The organism is Streptomyces sp. NPDC001507, assembly GCF_042894765.1.
Classification (GTDB): Bacteria; Actinomycetota; Actinomycetes; order Streptomycetales; family Streptomycetaceae; genus Streptomyces.
Genome location: NZ_JBIAVV010000002.1, coordinates 840,193 through 860,512 on the forward strand (window position 1 = coordinate 840,193; position 20,320 = coordinate 860,512).

At 73.9% G+C, this 20,320-nt stretch carries 16 protein-coding genes and 1 riboswitch; of the genes, 1 reads left to right on the forward strand and 15 read right to left on the reverse strand.

What is annotated here, in order from left to right; all coding sequences use genetic code 11:
* Positions 1 to 14 precede the first annotated feature (14 nt).
* The 6 genes from cobC to cobM are packed head-to-tail and all read right to left on the reverse strand — an operon-like array spanning position 15 to position 6,386.
* Positions 15 to 1,127: an Rv2231c family pyridoxal phosphate-dependent protein CobC gene (cobC, locus tag ACFY0K_RS09965; RefSeq protein WP_390639390.1), complete on the reverse strand. Its 1,113-nt coding sequence runs from the start codon at positions 1,125 to 1,127 to the stop codon at positions 15 to 17.
* Positions 1,117 to 2,043 (reverse strand): sirohydrochlorin chelatase, encoded by a 927-nt coding sequence (locus ACFY0K_RS09970; RefSeq protein WP_390639391.1) that lies wholly within the window; start codon positions 2,041 to 2,043, stop codon positions 1,117 to 1,119. The genes cobC and ACFY0K_RS09970 overlap by 11 nt, the downstream gene beginning before the upstream one ends.
* Complete coding sequence (locus tag ACFY0K_RS09975) at positions 2,040 to 2,624, reverse strand: precorrin-8X methylmutase (RefSeq protein ID WP_351958477.1); 585 nt, start codon at positions 2,622 to 2,624, stop codon at positions 2,040 to 2,042. The genes ACFY0K_RS09970 and ACFY0K_RS09975 overlap by 4 nt, the downstream gene beginning before the upstream one ends.
* Positions 2,621 to 4,324: a precorrin-3B C(17)-methyltransferase gene (gene cobJ / locus ACFY0K_RS09980; protein WP_390639392.1), complete on the reverse strand. Its 1,704-nt coding sequence runs from the start codon at positions 4,322 to 4,324 to the stop codon at positions 2,621 to 2,623. Before cobJ ends, ACFY0K_RS09975 begins: the two co-directional genes overlap by 4 nt.
* Positions 4,321 to 5,553 (reverse strand): precorrin-6y C5,15-methyltransferase (decarboxylating) subunit CbiE, encoded by a 1,233-nt coding sequence (gene cbiE / locus ACFY0K_RS09985; RefSeq protein WP_390639393.1) that lies wholly within the window; start codon positions 5,551 to 5,553, stop codon positions 4,321 to 4,323. Before cbiE ends, cobJ begins: the two co-directional genes overlap by 4 nt.
* Positions 5,550 to 6,386, reverse strand: a complete 837-nt coding sequence (gene cobM / locus ACFY0K_RS09990; RefSeq protein ID WP_390639394.1) for a precorrin-4 C(11)-methyltransferase — start codon at positions 6,384 to 6,386, stop codon at positions 5,550 to 5,552. The genes cbiE and cobM overlap by 4 nt, the downstream gene beginning before the upstream one ends.
* Positions 6,387 to 6,470: 84 nt before the next feature.
* Here cobM and ACFY0K_RS09995 point away from each other — a divergent pair, with 84 nt between their 5' ends.
* Complete coding sequence (locus ACFY0K_RS09995; protein ID WP_390639395.1) at positions 6,471 to 7,199, forward strand: ZIP family metal transporter; 729 nt, start codon at positions 6,471 to 6,473, stop codon at positions 7,197 to 7,199.
* Positions 7,200 to 7,210: 11 nt separating this feature from the next.
* On the opposite strand, the gene cobI is transcribed toward ACFY0K_RS09995, so the two are convergent.
* The 9 genes from cobI to ACFY0K_RS10040 all read right to left on the reverse strand — a co-directional run bounded on the left by cobI (position 7,211) and on the right by ACFY0K_RS10040 (position 20,162).
* Positions 7,211 to 7,957 (reverse strand): precorrin-2 C(20)-methyltransferase, encoded by a 747-nt coding sequence (cobI, locus tag ACFY0K_RS10000; protein WP_388710589.1) that lies wholly within the window; start codon positions 7,955 to 7,957, stop codon positions 7,211 to 7,213.
* Entirely contained in the window at positions 7,942 to 9,528 is a 1,587-nt protein-coding gene (locus tag ACFY0K_RS10005) for a cobyrinate a,c-diamide synthase (protein ID WP_390639396.1), read from the reverse strand. Before ACFY0K_RS10005 ends, cobI begins: the two co-directional genes overlap by 16 nt.
* Positions 9,528 to 10,127 carry a cob(I)yrinic acid a,c-diamide adenosyltransferase gene (cobO, locus tag ACFY0K_RS10010; protein WP_382730363.1) on the reverse strand — a complete coding sequence of 200 codons (600 nt, stop codon included), beginning with the start codon at positions 10,125 to 10,127 and terminating at the stop codon, positions 9,528 to 9,530. Before cobO ends, ACFY0K_RS10005 begins: the two co-directional genes overlap by 1 nt.
* On the reverse strand, positions 10,127 to 12,142 hold the full coding sequence (locus ACFY0K_RS10015) for a putative cobaltochelatase (RefSeq protein WP_390639397.1): 2,016 nt from the start codon (positions 12,140 to 12,142) through the stop codon (positions 10,127 to 10,129). Before ACFY0K_RS10015 ends, cobO begins: the two co-directional genes overlap by 1 nt.
* Positions 12,139 to 15,807 (reverse strand): cobaltochelatase subunit CobN, encoded by a 3,669-nt coding sequence (cobN, locus tag ACFY0K_RS10020; RefSeq protein ID WP_390639398.1) that lies wholly within the window; start codon positions 15,805 to 15,807, stop codon positions 12,139 to 12,141. The genes ACFY0K_RS10015 and cobN overlap by 4 nt, the downstream gene beginning before the upstream one ends.
* Positions 15,804 to 17,315 carry a cobyric acid synthase gene (locus tag ACFY0K_RS10025; RefSeq protein ID WP_390639399.1) on the reverse strand — a complete coding sequence of 504 codons (1,512 nt, stop codon included), beginning with the start codon at positions 17,313 to 17,315 and terminating at the stop codon, positions 15,804 to 15,806. The genes cobN and ACFY0K_RS10025 overlap by 4 nt, the downstream gene beginning before the upstream one ends.
* Positions 17,312 to 18,262, reverse strand: a complete 951-nt coding sequence (locus ACFY0K_RS10030; protein WP_390639400.1) for a cobalamin biosynthesis protein — start codon at positions 18,260 to 18,262, stop codon at positions 17,312 to 17,314. The genes ACFY0K_RS10025 and ACFY0K_RS10030 overlap by 4 nt, the downstream gene beginning before the upstream one ends.
* Positions 18,263 to 18,362: 100 nt before the next feature.
* Positions 18,363 to 18,503, reverse strand: a riboswitch (cobalamin riboswitch).
* Positions 18,504 to 18,659: 156 nt separating this feature from the next.
* Positions 18,660 to 18,887 (reverse strand): hypothetical protein, encoded by a 228-nt coding sequence (locus ACFY0K_RS10035; protein ID WP_351958489.1) that lies wholly within the window; start codon positions 18,885 to 18,887, stop codon positions 18,660 to 18,662.
* A gap of 18 nt (positions 18,888 to 18,905) precedes the next feature.
* Entirely contained in the window at positions 18,906 to 20,162 is a 1,257-nt protein-coding gene (locus tag ACFY0K_RS10040) for an anion permease (RefSeq protein ID WP_390639401.1), read from the reverse strand.
* Positions 20,163 to 20,320 lie beyond the last annotated feature (158 nt).

A 20,320-nucleotide genomic window follows, 5' to 3' on the forward strand; every position in this document is an offset into this window, starting at 1 on the left:
GCGCAGTTCCCCACTCACGCGCGAACGAACATCAACGCCTGATCGAGCGCGAGCAGGAACCCGTTCACCGTCACCCGGTCCCGCACCGCGATCCGCACCCACTCCTCGTCGAGCCCGGGAAACGTGTCCCCCCGCCGCACGGCGTACCCCAGCACCCGCAGCTGCCGCCGCACGGCCGCCGCCCCCGCCATCCGGACGAGCACGAACGGCCCCTCGGCGGGCCCCGCCACCCGCACCCCCTCCGGCGCGAACTCCTCGAGACCCGCCACCAGATGCGCCCGGTCCGCGGCGACCCGGTGCGCCGCGTGCGCCGCCTCCGCCAGCGCGCGCGGCGCCACACACGCCTCGGCCGCGGCCAGCGCCGGCGTGGACACCGGCCACAACGGCTGCGCCCGCTCCAGCTCGGCGATGACCTCCGGCGCGGCCAGCACGTACCCGATCCGCAGCCCGGCCAGCCCCCACGTCTTCGTCAGGCTCCGCAGCACCACCAGACCCGGCACGTCGGTCCGCCCGGCCAGCGCCTCCCGCTCGCCCGGCACCGCGTCCATGAACGCCTCGTCGACCACCAGCGTCCGCCCCGGACGCGCGAGCCGGGCGATCGCCCCGGCCGGATGCAGCACCGACGTCGGGTTCGTCGGATTGCCGATCACCACCAGGTCGGCGTCCTCCGGGACGGCCGCCGGATCCAGCCGGAACCCGTCCGCCTCCCGCAGCAGCACCCGGTCCACGGTGTGCCCGGCGTCCCGCAGCGCCGCCTCCGGCTCGGTGAACTGCGGGTGCACCACCACCGGCCGGCGCACCTTCAGCGCCCTCGCCAGCAGCACGAACGCCTCCGCGGCGCCCGCCGTCAGCAGCACCCGCTCCACCGGCAGCCCGTGCCGCGCCGCGACCGCCGCCCGCGCCGCCCGCCCGTCCGGGTAGGCGGCGAGCCCGACGAGCGACTCCGCTATCCGCTCCCGCAGCCAGACCGGGGGAGTGCCGGTCCGCACGTTGACCGCGAGGTCGACGAGGGCCGGACCGCCGTCCCGGACCTCGGCGTCGCCGTGGTGCCGCAGATCGTGCCCGCCTCTGGAGCCTCTGTCGCCTCCGGCGCTGCCGGATCCGCCGGAGGCGTCCTCAGTGTGCATGCGCGTGCCCGCCATGGTGATGGTGTCCGTGTCCGTGGTCGTGGCCGTCGTCGTCCGGGTGGAAGTGCGGCTGCTGCGGCAGCCCGACCTTGTCCTCGAAGCCGGGCAGCGCGATCCGGTACACGCACGAGTCGCAGTTCATCCGCAGATCACCCTCGACCGCCTCCCGGTACCGCTCCATCACCAGGTCCAGCAGCTCCGGCTCGGGCCCGATGACGTCCGCCGAACGCACCTCGATCTCCGGGTGCGCGGCCGCCCAGCCCTCGGTCTGCTGCTGCACCCGGTCCGGCAGGATCCCGGTGAAGAGAAAGTACGGCAGGACGACGATCCGGCGCGCCCCCAGTTTCAGACACCGGTCGAGGCCGCTCGGCACGTCCGGCGCCGCCAGCGACACGAACGCCGTCTCCACCCCGGCGTACCCGCGGCCCTCCCACAGCAGCCGGGCCGCCTTGTGCACCTCGGCGTTGGCGTCGGGGTCCGTCGAACCCCGGCCCACCAGCAGCACGGTCACGTCGGCGCGGTCCTGTGCGGCCCGCGAGGAACCGCCCAGCGCCTCGTCCAGGCGCCGTTCGAGGACCGACAGCAGGGAGGGGTGGGGGCCCAGCGGACGGCCGTAGGTGTACGAGATCCCCGCGTGCCGCTCCTTCTCCCGGGCCAGCGCGGCCGGGATGTCACCCTTGGCGTGGCCGGCGGAGACCAGCATCAGCGGCACCGCGGCGAACCGCCGTACGCCCTGCTCCACCAGTTCGGCCACGGCGTCGCCGAGCGGCGGCGGGGACAGCTCGATGAAGCCGCCCGCGACGGGCAGTTCGGGGTGGCGGCGCCCGAGCTCCCGCACGAAGTCGCGGAACGCCTCGGCCCCGGCTTCGTCCCGGGTGCCGTGGCCGGCGATGAGCAGGGCGGGCGGGGTGGTCACAGGGTCTCCTCGGAAGTGGGGTGGTACAGCAGGGCGTTGAGCGCGGCGGCGGCGACCGCCGAGCCGCCCTTCTCGGACACGTTGCTGACGGCGGGCAGCCCGCTCTCGCGCAACGCGGCCTTGGACTCGACGGCGCCGACGAAACCGACGGGCAGGCCGATGACGAGCGCGGGGGCGGCGTCCAGCGTCAGCAGCTCCTCCAACGCGGTCGGCGCGTTGCCGATCACCCAGAGCGCGCCGGGTCCGACCTGTTCGTGGGCGAGCCGGATCGCGTGTGCCGAACGGGTCAGGCCGGCAACGGACTTGGCGTCGCGCAGTCTGCACACCGTCTCGCGGCGGGTGATGCCGGCGGCGACCATCTCGACGTCCACGACGACCGGCGCCCCGGCGTGCAGCGCGGCATGCGCCTTCACCAGGTCGGCCTCGTCGGTCACCAGGTCGGTCGCGTACTCCAGGTCGGCGGCGGAGTGGACGACCCGCTCCACCACCGCCCGGGTCAGCGGCGGGAGGTGCGAGGTGTCCAGGCGGGCGCGCAGCCGCCGGTAGGACTCCTGCTCGATGGGATGGACGACCCGGTTCACTTGCCCTCCTCCTGGGCGCTCTCCTGCCAGCGGTAGCCGCGCGGGGTGACCATGCGCCCGGCGACGTTCCGGGTCGCCGTGTTGCCCACGGTCACGACGGTCATCATGTCGACCCACGCCGGGTCCAGCGCGGCCAGGGTGGTCACCCTGCTCGACTCGTCGGGGCGCGAGGCGTTGCGGACGACCCCGACGGGCGTCGTGGGCTCCCGGTGCCCGGCGAGGATCGCGAGCGCCTTGGGGAGCTGCCAGTCGCGGCCCCGGGAACGCGGGTTGTAGAACGTCACGACGATGTCCGCCTCGGCCGCCGCGCGCACCCGGCGCTCGATGACCTCCCACGGCGTGTGCAGGTCGGACAGGCTGATCGAGACGTGGTCGTGGCCGAGCGGCGCGCCCAGGACCGCCCCGGCCGCGAGCGCCGCCGTGACCCCGGGCACGCCGATCACGTCGATGTCGTCGGAGGCCTCGGCGAGCGCGGGGGAGGCCATCGCGTACACGCCCGCGTCCCCGCTGCCGATCAGCGCGACGGCATGCCCGGCACGCGCCTCGGCGACCGCGGTACGCGCCCGCTCCTCCTCGGCGCCGAGGCCCGACTCCAGGATCCTGGTGCCGGGCCGCAGCAGGTCGCGGATCTGGTCGACGTACTGGTCGAGGCCGACGAGCACGGCGGCGCGCCGGAGTTCGGCCTTGGCGCGCGGGGTGAGCAGGTCCCGGGCACCGGGGCCGAGCCCGACGACCGCCAGCCGCCCGCGCGCCGGACGCCGTACGACGGCACAGGTCGCCATGGCGGGCCGGCCGTCCTCCCGCTGCGACTTCCGCTTGGGGACGAGGAGTTCGCCGCCTCGTGCGAGGGCCGCCGCCTCGGCGACCGAAGGGGTGCCGACGGCGGCGAGGGGGGCGTCCGAGGGGTTGGGGACCTGCACTGCGGCCAGTTCCTCGGCGGAGTACGTCACGAGCGGGACCCCGAGCCGCGCGGCCGCCTCGACGAGCCCGGGTTCCCCGGACTTCGCGTCGACGGTGGCGAGTTCGGCGATGCTGCGGGGCGAAAGACCCGCGTCCCGCAACGCCGTCCCGACGAGGCCGAGCACCTCGTCGACCGGGGCGCCCTGGGAGGCGCCGACGCCGACGACCAGGGACGGCGGCCGCAACAGCACCTCGTGGGCGGCGGGTTCGACCGCGCGGTCGGTAAGCCGGACGGCGAAGGCGCCCTCCTCGGCCAGCGGCAGCGGCGGCAGCGGCCATGCCAACTCGGCCCGCAGGGCCACCGGTTCGCCGTCCAGCAGGGCCCGCGACACGGTCGCCACCGAGCCCTCGACGGGGAAGCCGAGGGTGTCGAGGCCGGGCAGCCCGACCGAGTCGGTCGCGGTGGTCACCACCGGCTGCGCGGCCAGCAACTCAGCCACCTCGCGGGCGAGTTCGTTCGCGCCACCGCCATGCCCGCCGACCAGCGACACGGCGAACCGGCCGCCCTCGTCGACGCACACCACACCCGGGTCGGTCGCCTTCTGGCCCAGCAGCGGGGCGATCAGCCGGACCACCGCACCCGTGGCCAGGAAACACACCAGTTGCTCGCACTCCGCGAACGCCGACCGGACGGCGTCCTTGACGGGACCGTCGTACACCCGCGTGCGGTCCGGCCACGCCGCGGCCAGCCGGTCGCGCGCCGCCGCCCCCGCCGCGGTGGCGGAAATGAGGCCGATCACTGGGCAACTCCTTCTTCAGAAACGGGGATTCGCGTCCCCCACAGCAGGAACACGGGGTTGGTCGCCGCCAGCCGGGTCACGTCACCCGGCAGCGGTGCGAGACGGGAGGACTGGAGCAGCACCCCGTCGCAGGAGAACCCGGCGCCGGTCAGCGCCGCACGCGCCGCCGGCACCCGGTCCAGGGCGGCCATCGCGACCACCACCGTCCGCCGGGCCCGCGCGGCGCAGGCGGCGACGATCGCGGGCAGTTCGGCCCCGCCCCCGCCGACGAACACGGCATCGGGGTCGGGGAGTCCGGTCAGGGCGTCCGGTGCAATGTCACACACCACATCCACGTACACCCCGTGCGCCCGCGCGTTCGCCGCGATCCGCTCCACCCCGTCCGCCGCCTTCTCCACCGCGACGACGGCGGCGCCGAGCCGCGCGCACTCCACCGCCACCGACCCGGAGCCCGCCCCGACGTCCCAGACCAGGTCGCCGAGACGGGGCCCGAGCCGGGCCAGCGCCAGCGCCCGTACCTCGAACTTGGTGATCATCGAGTCGCGGTGCGCGAACTCGTCCTCGGCGAGGGCCCACCCGGCGGGCTGCGCCCGGCCGCCCGCCACCGTCCGCACCGCGCTCAGCGCCCGTGCCTCGTCGAGGCAGAGGACGACACTCACGGCCGTACCCCAGTCACGCGCGGCCGCCTCGGCCGGGGTGACCCGCTCCACCCGCTCCCGTTCCGGATCACCGAGGGCGCTCGCCACGACGAGCAGCCGGTCCTGGGGCACCGCGGCCCCCAGCTCGGCGGGCCCGGCACCCGGCCCGGTCAGCACGGCGACCTTGGGATGTGCCCGGCAGGCATGGACCGCCGTGCGCAGTTCCCGCCCGTGCGCGCTGACCACCACCGCGTCGTCCCAGGGCAGCCCGAGACGCGCGAAGGCGGCGGCCACGGAGGACACACCGGGGCGCACGTCCAGCGCCGCCGCCCCGAACCGCTCGGCCAGCGCCCGTACGATCCCGAAGAACCCGGGGTCGCCGGAGGCCAGCACGACCACCCGGTGCCCCTTGTCCCGATGCCGTTCGACGACGTCGAGGGCGGGCGCCAGCGGACCGAGCACCACCCGCTCGGCATCCTCCGGAACCGGCGCGGCCGCCAGGTGCCGCCGCCCGCCGACGACCAGCCGGGCGCCGGCCAGCACGCGGGGCGGCAGCGGGGCGCCCGTCCCGGTACCGACGACCGTGATCATGTACTGGCCCCCCGCTCGCGCAGCTCCCGCCGGGCCTCGGGGTCGGCCTTGCGGAAGCCGTGGAAGTGGCCGGGGTGGTAGAGGTGCGAGCGGGTGCCGTGCGCGGCCAGGGCCGGGCCGACCAGGAAGAGGGTGTGCTTCCAGAGCTTGTGCTCCTTTACCGTCTCCTCCAGCGTCTCGATGGTGCACCGCACGACCAGCTCCTCCGGCCAGGTCGCCTGGTAGGCGACGACGACCGGGGTGGACGTCGGGTAGCCGCCCTCCAGCAGCTCGCGCACCAGCTGCCCGCTGCGCGCGGCGGAGAGGAAGACCGCCATCGTCGTCCCGTGCCGGGCGAACTCCCGTACCTCCTCGCCGGGCGGCATCGGCGTCTTGCCGCCGCCCAGCCGGGTGAGCACGACGGACTGGGCCACCTCGGGAATCGTCAGCTCGCGCTGGGCCAGCGCGGCCACCGCCGAGAAGGAGGAGACGCCGGGCACGATCTCGACCTCGATGCCGATGGCGGCACAGCGGTCGACCTGCTCCTGGGTACCGCCCCAGAGCGCCGGGTCCCCGGAGTGGATCCGGGCCACCCGCAGCCCGTGGGCATGAGCCCTCTCGTACACGGCGACCACGTCCTCCAGCGACATCGTCGCGGAGTCGAGGACCTCCGCGTCCTCGCGCGCGTGCTGCAGGACCTCCGCCTGGACCAGGCTCGCGGCCCAGATCACGACGTCGGCCTCGGCGATCGCGCGCGCGGCCCGGAACGTCAGCAGATCGGCGGCGCCGGGGCCGGCGCCGACGAAGGTCACCTTGCCGGCGGGGACAGCGCCGGAGGCGGCGGCATCGGCCATGGAAATTCGGTCCTCTCTGGACAAAGGGTGTTACTGGTGGTGCTGGATGTGCGCTGAGGCGGGTCGATCGGATAGCAAGGGCACATGGCGGTCTTCGTCGCGCTCGGCGCGTTCCTGATGACGCTGGCCGGCGGCTGGACGGCACAGCGTGTGACCGACCGTCGTCACCTGGTCCTCGGACTGGCCGGCGGTCTGATGCTCGGGGTGGTCGGCCTCGACCTGCTGCCGGAGGCGCTGCGCGCCGCCGGCCGCGCGGTCTTCGGGGTGCCGGCCGCCCTGCTCCTGTTCGTGGCGGGCTTCCTGCTGGCCCATCTGGTGGAACGCACCCTGGCCCTGCGCCAGGCCGCGCACGGCGCCGGCGAGCACGCGCACCGGGCGCCCGAGGTGGGCCTGACGGCGGCCGGCGCGATGGTCGGCCACAGCGCGATGGACGGCGTGGCGATCGGCGCGGCCTTCCAGGTGGGCGGCGGCATGGGCGCGGCGGTGGCGCTCGCGGTCGTCGCGCACGACTTCGCGGACGGCTTCAACACCTTCACCATCACGAGCCTGTACGGCAACGCGCGCCGCCGGGCGATAGCGATGCTGGTCGCCGACGCCTGCGCACCGGTCCTGGGCGCCCTCTCCACGATCTTCTTCACCATCCCGGAGGCCCTGCTCGGCGGCTATCTCGGCCTCTTCGGCGGCGTCCTGCTCTACCTGGCCGCCGCCGAGATCCTCCCCGAGGCCCACCACGAGCACCCGGCCCGCTCGACGCTGCTGTGCACGGTCGCCGGCGCGGCCTTCATCTGGCTGGTGGTGGGCATCTCCAGCTGACGCCCGACCGCTCACAGCTTCCCGCCTCTGCCGCCGTCCCGGCGCGGCGGCGCGATGAGCGTGGAGAGGTACGGCAGCGGGGAGCCGTCGAGCTCCGCGGCGGGCCGGACGGACTCCTCCGCCAGCCCCAGCGCCGACCCCCACACGGCATCGTCCAGCCGCCCGGCCTCCCGCAACGCCGCCACGACCTCCCCGGCCTGCCGCCCGAACTTGTACGCCACGACCGTCCCCGCCCCGCTCAGCGCCTCCTTGAGCACCTCGGCGCCCGCCGTCACCGGCACCAGCGTCAGCGGCTCGGTCCCCTCGGTGAGCACGGCCCCCGACCGGGCGGCGAGATCCTGCATGGCGGTGATCCCGGGCACGGTCTCCACCACCACGTCCGGCACCAGTTCGGAGACGGTCTGCGCGAGGTAGGTGAAGGTGGAGTACACGTTCGGGTCCCCGATGGTGGCGAAGGCGACCACCCCGTGCTCCCGCAGCAACTCGGCCACCCTGGTCCCGGCCGCGTCCCAGGCGGCCTCCCGCCGCCCCCGGTCACTGCGCTCGTTCAGCGCGAAGACGACCCGTACGACCTTCTCCGCGCCGACGTAGTGCAGCACGGTGGCCTCGGCCCGCCCCCGCTCGCCGGTGTCCATCACGGGCACCACCACGACATCGGCCGCGCGCAGGGCATTGACCCCCTTGACGGTCACCAGCTCCGGGTCACCGGGCCCGACCCCGACTCCGATCAACCTGCTGCTGCTCATGACGTCCGGCACCTCTCCACGAACCTTCGGGCCACACCGGGCTCGGACGCCCAGTGCGTGTGCAGATAACTGGCGTGCACACCCCGCTGTACGAAACCTTCGACCCGCGGCCGGGGCGCACGCACCCCCCACGCGGGAGCCGCCCCCGCCCCCGGCTCCACCACGGTCCGGTGGAACTCGTGCCCGCGCATCCGCGTCCCGGCGGCGGCCAGCACACTGTCACTCACGGCAACGGCATCCCGGTACCCCAGCGTGAGCCGCTCCGACATCCGCGCGGTCACGTCGAGCACGCCGCACATGGGCAGCCCGTCCAGCTCCCGGCCCAGATACAGCAGCCCCGCACACTCGGCGGCCACCGGACCACCGCGCTCCGCGAGGGCGGCGACGTCCTTCCTCAGCAACTCGTTGGCCGCCAGCTCACCGCCGTACACCTCGGGAAACCCGCCCCCGATGACCAGCCCACGCGTCCCGTCCGGCAGCCGCTCGTCCCGCAGCGGATCGAACACGACGACCTCGGCCCCGGCAGCGGCAAGCAACTCGGCGTGCTCGGCGTAGGAGAACGTGAACGCAGCCCCACCGGCAACCGCGACAACCGGCCTCCCGACCACCTGTGGACGAAGCCGGTCCTGCTCGCCCTCCAGCCCGTCCGGCGTCCGCACCCCCTCCAGCCCGTCCGGGGTCCGAGGTCGAAGGCCGTTGCGCCCCCCCTTCAGCCCGTCCGGCGTTTGAGGACGAGGCCCTTCGGGCCGAAGCGGGGGTCCGGGGGCGGCAGCCCCCGAAGCCGGGGTCGAAGGGGAGCCAGCCCCTGGTGATGGGACGGGTAGGGGCGGCGGGGGCGAGGAAACCAGCGCCTCGGCCGCATCCCAGGCCGCACCCGGCAGCACCCCGGCCCCCCGCGCAAGCCCCAGCAACCCCTCCAGGTCACACCCGTCGGAGACCTGCGCGGCCATCACGGCAACCGCCTCGACCGCAGCCGACCGCCGTTCGGCGACAGGAACCAACCCGAGGTGCCGCGAGGGCACAGCCACCCGCGGAGCCCGCCGCAACACCCCGAACACCGGCACCCCCGCCGAATCCAGCGCCTCCCGCAGCAACTCCTCGTGCCGGTCCGACCCCACCTTGTTCAGGATCACACCCCCGACCCGCACCTCCGGATCCCACGACGCGAACCCGTGCACCAGCGCCGCCACCGACCGCGACTGCGCCGACGCGTCCACGACCAGCACCACCGGCGCCCGCAGCAGCTTGGCGACATGAGCGGTGGACGCCAGCTCCCCTTCCCCCGCGGCCCCGTCGTACAGCCCCATCACACCCTCGACGACGGCCAGGTCACAGCCCCGCGCACCGTGCGCGAACAGCGGGCCGACCAGCTCCGGCCCGCACAGGTACGCGTCGAGGTTCCGCCCCACCCGCCCGGTCGCGAGCGCGTGGTACCCGGGGTCGATGTAGTCGGGCCCCACCTTGTGCGGGGACACGGCGAGCCCGCGGGCGGCGAACGCGGCCATCAGCCCGGTGGCGACGGTGGTCTTGCCGCTGCCGGACGACGGCGCGGCGACGACCAGCCGGGGCACGGACGAGGACATCACCACTCGATGCCCCTCTGCCCCTTCTGCCCCGCGTCCATCGGATGCTTGACCTTGGACATGTCGGTGACGAGATCGGCGAGGTCCACGAGCTTCTCCGGCGCGTTCCGCCCGGTGATGACGACATGCTGGGTCCCGGGCCGGTTCCGCAGCACGTCGACGACCTCGTCGGTGTCGACCCACCCCCAGTGCATCGGGTACGCGAACTCGTCGAGGACGTACAGCCGGTACGTCTCGGCTGCCAGGTCCCGCTTGACCTGCTCCCAGCCCTCCCGGGCCTTCTCCTCGTTGTCCATCTGCGCGTCGCGCTGCACCCAGGACCAGCCCTCGCCCATCTTGTGCCAGTCGACGGTCCCGCCCTCGCCACAGGCGCCGAGGACCCGCAGCGCGTTCTCCTCGCCGACCTTCCACTTCGCCGACTTGACGAACTGGAACACCCCGATGGGCCACCCCTGGTTCCAGGCCCGCAGCGCGAGCCCGAACGCGGCGGTGGACTTGCCCTTCCCGATCCCGGTGTGCACGACCACCAGCGGCCGGTTACGGCGCTGCCGGGTCGTCAGCCCGTCGTCGGGCACGACACTCGGCTGTCCCTGCGGCATTACGCGGCCCTCCTCGAACGACCCTGAACGTCCTTCACCAGCCCGGCGATCGAATCCGCCCGCAGCTCGTCGAGCGTCACCGCGGCAGCGCCCAACTCGACCGCCAACTGACCGGCGAGCCCCAGCCGTACCGGCCCGGACTCGCAGTCCACGACCACGGAGGCGACCCCGTCGGCGGCGAACAGCCGCGCCGCCCGTCCGGCGAGGGCGACCGGCTCGGGGCCACCGGTGGCACGGCCGTCCGTCACCACGACCACCAGCGCCCGCCGCGCCGGATCCCGCAAGCGCTCCACCCGCAGCACGTCGTGCGCCCTGAGCAGCCCGGCGGCGAGCGGCGTACGACCGCCGGTCGGCAGCGACTCCAGGCGGGCCGCCGCCGCGTCCACGGACGAGGTCGGCGGCAGCGCCACCTCGGCCGCCGCGCCCCGGAAGGTCACCAGCCCCACCTTGTCGCGCCGCTGGTAGGCGTCGAGGAGCAGCGACAGCACCGCCCCCTTCACCGCGCTCATCCGCTGCCGGGCCGCCATCGACCCGGACGCGTCGACCACGAACAGCACGAGGTTCCCCTCGCGGCCCTCGCGGGCCGCCTGCCGCAGGTCGTCCCGCCGGATCACGAGCCCCGGTCCCGACCGCCCGCGCGCCCGCTGGTGCGGGGCGGCCGCCTGCACGGTCGCCGCCAGGTGCAGCTTGGTCAGGGCACCCCGCGGCCGTCGCGCACCCGTCGTACGGCCGTGCTCGGTCCGCGCCCGGGAGCGCCGCCCGGCGGCACCCTCGCCGATCCCCGGCACGCTCAGCACCTTGGTGCGAAAGGGCTCGGCGGCCGGCGCCGGGGCCTGCTCGCCCGACGTGCCGCCCGGGGTCTGCGGTTCGCCGTCCGCTCCGGCCTCGGGCCGGGCAGCCGTGTCGCCGCCCTGCGGACCGCCGTCGTCGGGCGCCGGCTGGCCGCCACCCCCACCGGGACCGTCCGGATCCGGATCGTCGTCGCTCTCGTTCTCGTCCTCCCCGGAGAACTCCTCCAGCGTCTGGTCCAGCTTGTCCTCGTCGAGGCCGGGGGCGTCGAAGGGGTTGCGGCGCCGTCGGTGCGGCAGCGCGAGCAGCGCCGCCCGGCGCACGTCCTCCGCCAGCACCTCGGTCCGCCCGGCCCACGCGGCCAGCGCGGTCGCGGTCCGGGCCATCACGATGTCGGCGCGCATCCCGTCGACCTCGAAGGCCGCGCAGGTCGCCGCGATCTGCCGCAGCGCACCGTCGCCCAGCCGCACCGACGGAAGCAACTCCCGTGCCGCCACGATCCGCTGCCTCACGGCGGCCTCCTCGCCGGCCCAGCGCGCCGCGAACCCCGCCGGGTCGTCGTCGTACGCGAGCCGCCGCCGTACGACCTCCACCCGCTGGTCGGGTTCGCGGGAGGCGGCCACCTCGACCGTGAGGCCGAACCGGTCGAGCAACTGCGGCCGCAGTTCGCCCTCTTCGGGGTTCATCGTGCCGACGAGCAGGAAGCGCGCCGCGTGCCGGACCGACACGCCCTCGCGCTCCACGTACGACGCGCCCATCGCGGCCGCGTCGAGCAGCAGGTCGACCAGGTGGTCGTGGAGGAGGTTGACCTCGTCGACGTAGAGGATGCCCCGGTGCGCGTCGGCGAGCAGGCCCGGCTCGAAGGCCTTCACGCCCTCCGCCAGGGCGCGTTCTATGTCGAGGGCGCCGACCAGCCGGTCCTCGGAGGCGCCGACCGGCAGTTCGACCATGCGCGCCGGGCGGGACTCGAAGGCCCCGGGCGGGTTGTGCGGTCCGTCCGGGCAGGCCGGGTCCGGGGCGGCCGGGTCGCACGAGAAACGGCAGCCGGCGACGACGTCCACGGCGGGCAGCAGCGCCGAGAGGGCACGTACGGCGGTGCTCTTCGCCGTGCCCTTCTCGCCGCGCACCAGCACGCCGCCGACCGCCGGCGAGACGGCGTTCAGCAGCAGCGCGAGCCGCAGGTCGTCCTGGCCGACGACGGCGGTGAACGGGAACGGGGTACTCACTGGTCGTCGCCCTCCGAGTTGCCTTCCAGGTCGCCTTCGAGCTCCAGGTACGTGGCCCGCAGCCGCTCCAGGGTGTCCGCGTCCGGCTCGGCCCACAGGCCCCGGTCGGCGGCCTCCAGGAGCCGTTCGGTGATGCCGCGCAGCGCCCACGGGTTGGACTTGCGCATGAAGTCCTGGTTCTCCGGCGAGAACACGTACTCGGACGCGAGCTTCTCGTACATCCAGTCGTCCACGACCCCGGCGGTGGCGTCGTAGCCGAAGAGGTAGTCGACGGTCGCCGCCATCTCGAAGGCACCCTTGTAGCCGTGCCTGCGCATGGCCGCCATCCAGCGGGGGTTGACCACCCGGGCCCGGAAGACGCGGTGCGTCTCCTCGCCGAGCGTCCGGGTCCGCACCTGGTCCGGGGTGGCCGAATCGCCCACGTAGGCCTCGGGGTTGGCGCCGGTCAGGTGGCGCACCATGGCGACCATGCCGCCGTGGTACTGGAAGTAGTCGTCGGCGTCCACGAGGTCGTGCTCGCGGGTGTCCACGTTCTTCGCGGCGACCGCGATCCGCCTGAACGCGGTCTCCATGTCCCCGCGCGCCGCCCGCCCGTCCAGCCCGCGCCCGTAGGCGTAACCGCCCCACACCGCGTACACCTCGGCGAGGTCGGCGTCGGAGCGCCAGTTGCGGGCGTCGATCAGCGGCAGCAGCCCGGCCCCGTAGGCCCCCGGCTTGGAGCCGAAGATGCGGGCGGTGGCGCGCCGCCGGTCGCCGTGCTCGGCGGTGTCCTCGTCGGCGTGCGCCCGCACGTAGTTGGACTCGGCCGGCTCGTCCAGCTCGGCGACCGTGCGCACCGCGTCGTCGATCAGCCCGACCACGTGCGGGAACGCGTCCCGGAAGAAGCCGGAGATGCGGACCGTGACGTCGACGCGGGGCCGGCCCAGCTCGGCCAGGGGGATCACCTCGAAGCCGGTGACGCGCCGCGACGCGTCGTCCCAGACCGGACGGCAGCCCAGCAGCGCCAGGATCTCGGCGATGTCGTCGCCCTGGGTGCGCATCGCGGAGGTGCCCCAGACCGTCAGGCCGACGGACTTCGGGTAGGCGCCGGTGTCCTGCAGGTACCGCTGCACCAGCGAGTCCGCGAGCGACTGGCCGACCTCCCAACTCAGCCGGGAGGGAATGGCCTTGGGGTCGACCGAGTAGAAGTTCCGGCCGGTGGGCAGGACGTTGACCAGCCCTCGGGTGGGGGAGCCGGACGGACCGGCCGGGACGTAACCGCCGTCCAGGGCCTTCAGGATGTGCCCGATCTCGTCCGTGGTGCGCGCGAGCCGCGGCACGACCTCGGTGCACGCGAACTCCAGCACGGCGACGGCGTCGGCGAGTTCGGTGCCGAGGACCTCCCGCACCAGCGCGCGGCTCTCGGCCGCCGCCCAGCCCCGCTGCTCCATGCCCTCCGCGACCCGGCGGCACAGCTGCTCCAGCAGGTCGACCGCGTCGGCCGCGGTACGCGCCGGACCCTCGACCAGGTCCGACAGCTCCACCGGCACCTTCACCGGCGCACCCGGCTCGGCCAGCAACTCCTTCTCACTGAGCCCGAAGTGGGCCGCGAACGAAGCCCTGAGCCCCGGCAGCGCGTTCGCCTGCCCGCCCCACACCTGCGAGGCGCGCAGCACGGCCAGCACCAGGTTCACCCGCGGCTCGCCGACCGGGCCGCCGCCGAGGATGTGCAGGCCGTCGCGGATCTGCACGTCCTTGATCTCGCACAGGTAGCCGTCGATGTGCATGACGAACGAGTCGAAGTCGTCGTCCTCCGGCTGCTCGTCCACGTGCAGGTCGTGGTGGAGCTCGGCCGCCTTCACCAGCGTCCAGATCTGGGCGCGGACGGCCGGCGCCTTCGTCGGGTCCAGGTCCGACACCAGCGCGTACTCGTCGAGCAGCTGCTCCAGTTTGGCCAGGTCGCCGTAGGTGTCGGCACGGGCCATCGGCGGCACCAGGTGGTCGACGACCGTGGCGTGCCCGCGCCGCTTGGCCTGGGTGCCCTCGCCGGGGTCGTTGACGATGAATGGGTAGACCAGCGGCAGGTCGCCGAGCACGGCGTCCGGCGCGCAACCGGCGCTCAGGCCGAGGCCCTTGCCTGGCAGCCACTCCATCGTGCCGTGCTTGCCCATGTGCACGATCGCGTCGGCGCCGAAGGAGTCGTCGAGCCACCGGTACGCCGCCATGTAGTGGTGCGACGGCGGCATGTCCGGGTCGTGGTAGATCGCGATCGGGTTCTCGCCGAACCCGCGCGGCGGCTGGATCATCACGACGACGTTCCCGAACTGCAGGGAGGCCAGCACGATGTCCTCGCCGTCGACGTACAGCGAGCCCGGCGGCTCACCCCACGCCCGCGTCATCGCGTCCCTGAGCTCCGGGTCGAGCTTCTCGAACCACGCCCGGTAGTCGGCGAGCGGCACCCGCGCGGGCGCGACGGCCAGCTGCTCCTCGGTGAGCCATTCGACGTCGTGGCCACCGGCGTTGATGAGCCGGTGGATCAGCTCGTCGCCGTCGTCGGGGTGACCTTCGACCACGTATCCGGCGTCCCGCAGCGCGTCCAGCACCCGTACCGCCGAGGCGGGCGTGTCGAGGCCGACCGCGTTGCCGACCCGGGAGTGCTTGGTCGGGTAGGCGGTGAAGACCAGGGCGAGCTTTTTGTCGGCGTTCGGCTTGTGCTTCAGCTTCGCGTGCCGTACGGCGATCCCGGCGACGCGTCCGGCCCGCTCGGGGTCGGCGACGTACACCGGGACGTCGTCCGGCCCCTGCTCCTTGAAGGAGAACGGCACCGTGATCAGCCGTCCGTCGAACTCCGGGATCGCGACCTGCATGGCCGCGTCCATGGGGGAGAGGGCGGCGTCGGACTCGTCCCAGGCGCTCTTCGACGAGGTCAGGCAGAGGCCCTGCAGCACCGGCACGTCGAGGTCGGCGAGCGCCCCGATGTCCCAGGCCTCCTCGTCGCCGCCGGCCGAGGCCTGCGAGGCGTGCGCGCCGCCGGCCGCCAGCACGGTCGCGACCAGCGCGTCGGCCTCGGCGAGGAGCTCGTACAGCCCGGCGTCCGCCCCGCGCAGCGAACCGCAGTACACCGGGAGGGCGTTGGCGCCGTGCGCCTCGATCGCGTCGCACAGGGTGTCCACGAAGCCGGTGTTGCCGCTCAGCTCGTGGGCCCGGTAGAAGAGCACCCCGACCGTCGGCCGGCCGCTCTGCCGGGTACGGGCGCCGTGGACGCCGTACTCGGGCATCTTCTGCGGCTCGGCGAATCCCTCGCCGGTCAGCAGCACCGTGTCGGAGAGGAACCGGGCCAGCTCGGTGAGGTTGGCGGGGCCGCCCTCGACGAGGTACCTGAGCGCCTCGGCGACCACGCCCGCCGGCACCGACGACTCGGCCATCAGCTCGGCGTCCGGCACCGACTCGCCGCCCAGCAGCACGGTCGGGATCGCGGCGGCCTTCAGCGCGGCGAGCCCGTCCTCCCAGGCGCGCTTGCCGCCGAGCAGCCGTACGACGGCGATGTCCGCGCCCGCGACCAGCGCGGGCAGCTCCTCCGCGACGTCGACGCGCGTCGGATTGCCGATCCGGTAGTCGGCACCGGAGGCGGCCCGGGCCGCCAGCAGATCGGTGTCGGCGGTCGACAACAACAACACAGTGCTCATGCGGGCGCTCCCGGTGGAATGAAAGGCAGTCCTTGCGGCGCGCCCGACTCGATGAGCCGCCAGAGCGCGTCCGTGTCCGCGTGCTGTTCGATCAGGTCGCCGAGCCGGTCGAGCTGCTCCTCGCGCAGCGCGGCGAACGAGGTGCCGGGGGCAGGCACGAATCGGCGGCCCGCGGCGGCCGCCACCTCGCGCAGGAAGGCCCGCCGGAAGCCGTCCGACTCCAGGGAGCCGTGCCAGTGCGTGCCCCAGGTCTGCCCGACCCGGCAGCCGTCCAGGAACGGCTCGCCTCCGGTCACCTCGCCGACCCCGTGATGGATCTCGTACCCCTCGACCCGCTCGCCGAGGGCCTCCCCGACGGGCCGGGTGAGTGTCTTCTCCCGGGCGAACCGGACGCGCACGGGCAGCACCCCGAGCCCGTCGACGGCCCCCTTGCGGCTCTCGACCTCGTCCTCGATGTGCTCGCCGAGGATCTGGAAGCCACCGCAGATGCCGAGCACCGGCCGCCCGTCGGCAGCGCGCCTCCGGAGCGGGTCCGCGAGCCCCCGCTCGTGCAGCCACTCCAGGGCGCGGACCGTCCCCCGGGTGCCGGGAACGATGACGAGGTCGGCGTCGGCGAGTTCCTCCGCCCGGTCCACGAACCGCACCACGACGCCGGGTTCGGCGGCCAGCGCGTCCACGTCCGTGAAGTTGGACATCAGGGGGATGGCGCAGACGGCGACCCGCAGCACGTCCTCCCCGACGGGCGGGGCTGTGTTCGACTCCCGGACGGTTCCCCGCAGAGAAACCCGAAGCCCGTCCTCCTCGTCGATCCCGAGCCCGTGCCGGAAGGGGAGGACGCCGTAGGTGGGCCGCCCGGTGAGCCCGTGCAGCATGTCGAGGCCCGGTTCGAGCAGCGAGACGTCGCCCCGGAACTTGTTGACCAGGAACCCGGCGACAAGGGCCTGGTCCTCCGGCGACAGCAGTGCCACGGTCCCGAAGAAGGAGGCGAAGACGCCCCCGCGGTCGATGTCCCCGACCACGAGCACGGGCAGCCCGGCGTTCCTGGCGATCCCCATATTCACGATGTCGGTCCGGCGCAGGTTGATCTCCGCCGGACTGCCCGCCCCCTCACAGATCACCGCGTCATACGTGCCCCGCAACTCGGCGAGACAGTCGAGCACGGTCCCGAGCAGCTTCTGCTGCCGCCCGCCGTGATACCCGCGCGCGCTCAGCTCGCCGACGGGCTTGCCCAGCAGCACGACCTGACTGCTCTGCTCGCCACCTGGCTTGAGCAGCACCGGGTTCATCAGCGCGGTCGGCTCCACCCGGCAGGCCTGCGCCTGCATGGCCTGTGCCCGCCCGATCTCGGCACCCTCGCGCGTGACGAAGGAGTTGAGGGACATGTTCTGCGCCTTGAACGGTGCCACCTTCACGCCCTGCCGCACCAGCCACCGGCAGATACCGGCCGTGACGACGCTCTTGCCGGCATCGGAGGTGGTACCGGCCACGAGGAGACCGCCGTTGTTCATGACGCCCGTCCCGAGAGCGATCCGCGCAGCAGGGCACCCGCCGCGCTCACCCCCAGCGCCAGCCATCCCACCCGCCGTGACAACCGCACCGCCCGCCCGATGTCCGCGACCTGCACAGCCCGCCCCTCCCCGTTCAGCACCGGCCGGTGCTCGACCCGCCCGCCATACGACAGCGTCCCCCCGAGCCGCACCCCCAACGCCCCCGCGAACGAAGCCTCCACGGGCCCCGCGTTGGGACTCGGATGCTTCGCCGCATCGGCCCGCCAGGCCCGCACCGCTCCCTTGGCGTCGCTTCCGGCCACCGCGGCCAGCACGGCGGTGAGCCGTGCCCCCGGCCAGCCCGCCACGTCGTCCAGCCGCGCCGAAGCCCATCCGTACCGCCGGTACCTGGCCGACCTGTGCCCCACCATCGCGTCCAGGGTGTTGACGGCCCGGAACCCCAGCAGCCCGGGGACGCCCCCCACGGCTCCCCACACCAGCGCCCCCACGACCGCGTCGCTGGTGTTCTCGGCGACGGACTCCACGACCGCACGGGCGATCCCGTCGGCGTCCAGGACCTGCGGATCCCGCCCGCACAGATGCGGCAGCCGGGCACGGGCCGCCTCGACGTCACCCGTCTGCAGGGCCCGCCCGATGGTCCGGGCCTCACGGGAGAGCGAAGTGCCCCCGACGACGGCCCAGGTGGCAGCGGCCGTGAGCGCGACGGACGCGACGGCGGACGGGCGTACGACCCGCTGCGCCGCGGCACCCAGCGCCACGGCGCCCCCGGCGCACACGGCGGTGTGCAGCGCGCCCCACCCGCGGTGGTCCCGCCACAGCACCCGTTCCACGGCCCCGGCCGCCCGTCCGAACACGGCGACCGGATGCCCACGGCGCGGATCGCCGAGCAGCAGATCACCGAGAAGACCGGCGGCGGCGCCGTACGCGAAGACGCGGTCGGCACCCATCGGCTCAGCCGGCCGTGGGGTCGGGGACGGGCCGGGTACTCAACCTCGATCGGCAGCCGCGCATGGCGTTATGTCCTCACTCAGGGTGTCCGCGCCCTGGTTCGACGAGAACGGCGGTGGGAGTTCCTGGCTTCCGGGGATCGCTACCCCGGTGACAGTGGCGGGACCGCGCCGGATTCACACCGGCTTCCTCCCTTGCCGCCGTACATGGCTCCGGAAGTCCACCACGCCCCCGGAAGACCCGTCAACTTGCCTTTGACCTGCGAGGGGAGTGTGTGGGAAGGCCCACACCGGGTGGCCGGCGGGGCCTGTGGGGTATGCGGAAGGCTCCTCTCCGGGCGGACGGAGAGGAGCCTTCGGAGCGCCGACGAGGCTCTTTGCGGCGGGCCTTGGGGTGTCAGGCCTTCGCCACGATCAGGTGGATGCCGTACGCCACCGCGGCCGCGCAGGCGGCGAAGCAGAGCCAGGCGGCCGTCACGGCCAGGGCCGCGGAGTCGCCCTGGGCGGTGGCGCGTTCGCGGGCGGAGAGGCCCTTGATGCCGAGGGTGAAGAGGGCCACCAGGCCCACGGTGGCCACGAGGCTGACGCCGAAGACGGAGCCGATGGCTGCCCAGTCGATGTTCATGTCGGTTCTTCCTCGGGGTCAGACGGTGGCGGCCGGGTCGGTCGCGGGAGCGGCCGGGGCGGATGCGGAGGCGGGGGCGGGGATGGTGGCGGTCAGATCGTCCGTGACCGTGACCGGGCCCGCGGGCGGCGGGGTAACGGCGGCGATCGCCGCGGTCACCACGCCGGCCGGCTCCTCGGTGCCGACGACGTTGCTGCTGTCCACGACCTCGCGGCGGGAGAGCTTCCAGATCGCGGCACTGGCGGCCACGAGGAAGACGGCGACGGCGGCCGTGCCCCAGTCGCCGAGGTCCGTCACGGACTCGGCGAGCGCGCCGACCACCGCGGCGGCGGGGAGGGTGAGCACCCAGGCGATCATCATGCGGGTCGCGGTGGACCAGCGGACCGCGCCGCCCTTGCGGCCGAGGCCCGCGCCCATCACGGAACCGGAGACGACGTGCGTGGTGGAGAGCGAGAAGCCGAGGTGGGAGGAGGCCAGGATGGCGGTGGCCGCGCTGGTCTGGGCGGCGAAGCCCTGCTGCGGCTGCAGGTCGGTCAGGCCCGTGCCCATGGTGCGGATGATCCGCCAGCCGCCGATGTAGGTGCCGAGCGCGATGGCGAGGCCGGCGGAGAGGATGACCCAGGTGGGAGGGTTCGAGCCGGGGGCGATCGAGCCGCCCGCGATCAGCGCGAGGGTGATGATGCCCATCGTCTTCTGCGCGTCGTTGGTGCCGTGCGCGAGCGAGACCAGGCCGGCGGAGGCGATCTGGCCGGCGCGGTAGCCCTTGCGGGTGGCCTCGTCCTCGGCGTTCTTCGAGAGCGTGTAGGAGAGGCGGGTGGAGAGCGCCGCCGCGAGGCCGGCGACCACGGGGGCGGCGACCGCAGGGAGCAGGACCTTGGTGACGAGCACGTCGCCGTGGACCGCGCCGAAGCCGGCGGAGGCGACGGTGGCGCCGATCAGACCGCCCATGAGGGCGTGCGAGGAACTGGAGGGCAGGCCCACCAGCCAGGTCACCAGATTCCAGAGGATGGCGCCGACGAGGGCGGCGAAGATGACCTCGGGACGAATGCCGTTCTCGTCGACGAGACCCTTGGAGATCGTGTTGGCGACCTCCACCGAGAGGAAGGCGCCCACCAGGTTGAGCGCGGCGGACATGGCCACCGCGATCTTGGGCTTGAGCGCACCGGTCGAGATGGTCGTGGCCATCGCGTTGGCGGTGTCGTGGAAACCGTTCGTGAAATCAAACGCGAGTGCGGTTACTACCACAATCGCGAGGATCAGCGAGAAGTTTTCCATTTACCCAAACAATCTTTCGAGGTCATTGTTCGTTGGACCGTAGGCAACCTGGATGAACGGAAGGTGAACTGGGGCGGACGTGGTGGTGTATGAAATCGACTTCCAGGCGAACGAGGTCGGAGTGGGGCGAGGCCGCCGTCCCGGTTCCGGTCCGGCGA

Bases quoted from the DNA above. Each gene is read 5' to 3' on its own strand.
- cobC (WP_390639390.1), bottom strand. From the start codon at position 1,127: ATGCACACTGAGGACGCCTCCGGCGGATCCGGCAGCGCCGGAGGCGAC.
- cbiE (WP_390639393.1), bottom strand. From the start codon at position 5,553: ATGATCACGGTCGTCGGTACCGGGACGGGCGCCCCGCTGCCGCCCCGC.
- cobM (WP_390639394.1), bottom strand. From the start codon at position 6,386: ATGGCCGATGCCGCCGCCTCCGGCGCTGTCCCCGCCGGCAAGGTGACC.
- ACFY0K_RS09995 (WP_390639395.1), top strand. From the start codon at position 6,471: ATGGCGGTCTTCGTCGCGCTCGGCGCGTTCCTGATGACGCTGGCCGGC.
- ACFY0K_RS10005 (WP_390639396.1), bottom strand. From the start codon at position 9,528: ATGTCCTCGTCCGTGCCCCGGCTGGTCGTCGCCGCGCCGTCGTCCGGC.
- cobO (WP_382730363.1), bottom strand. From the start codon at position 10,127: ATGCCGCAGGGACAGCCGAGTGTCGTGCCCGACGACGGGCTGACGACC.
- cobN (WP_390639398.1), bottom strand. From the start codon at position 15,807: ATGAGCACTGTGTTGTTGTTGTCGACCGCCGACACCGATCTGCTGGCG.
- ACFY0K_RS10025 (WP_390639399.1), bottom strand. From the start codon at position 17,315: ATGAACAACGGCGGTCTCCTCGTGGCCGGTACCACCTCCGATGCCGGC.
- ACFY0K_RS10030 (WP_390639400.1), bottom strand. From the start codon at position 18,262: ATGGGTGCCGACCGCGTCTTCGCGTACGGCGCCGCCGCCGGTCTTCTC.
- ACFY0K_RS10035 (WP_351958489.1), bottom strand. From the start codon at position 18,887: ATGAACATCGACTGGGCAGCCATCGGCTCCGTCTTCGGCGTCAGCCTC.
- ACFY0K_RS10040 (WP_390639401.1), bottom strand. From the start codon at position 20,162: ATGGAAAACTTCTCGCTGATCCTCGCGATTGTGGTAGTAACCGCACTC.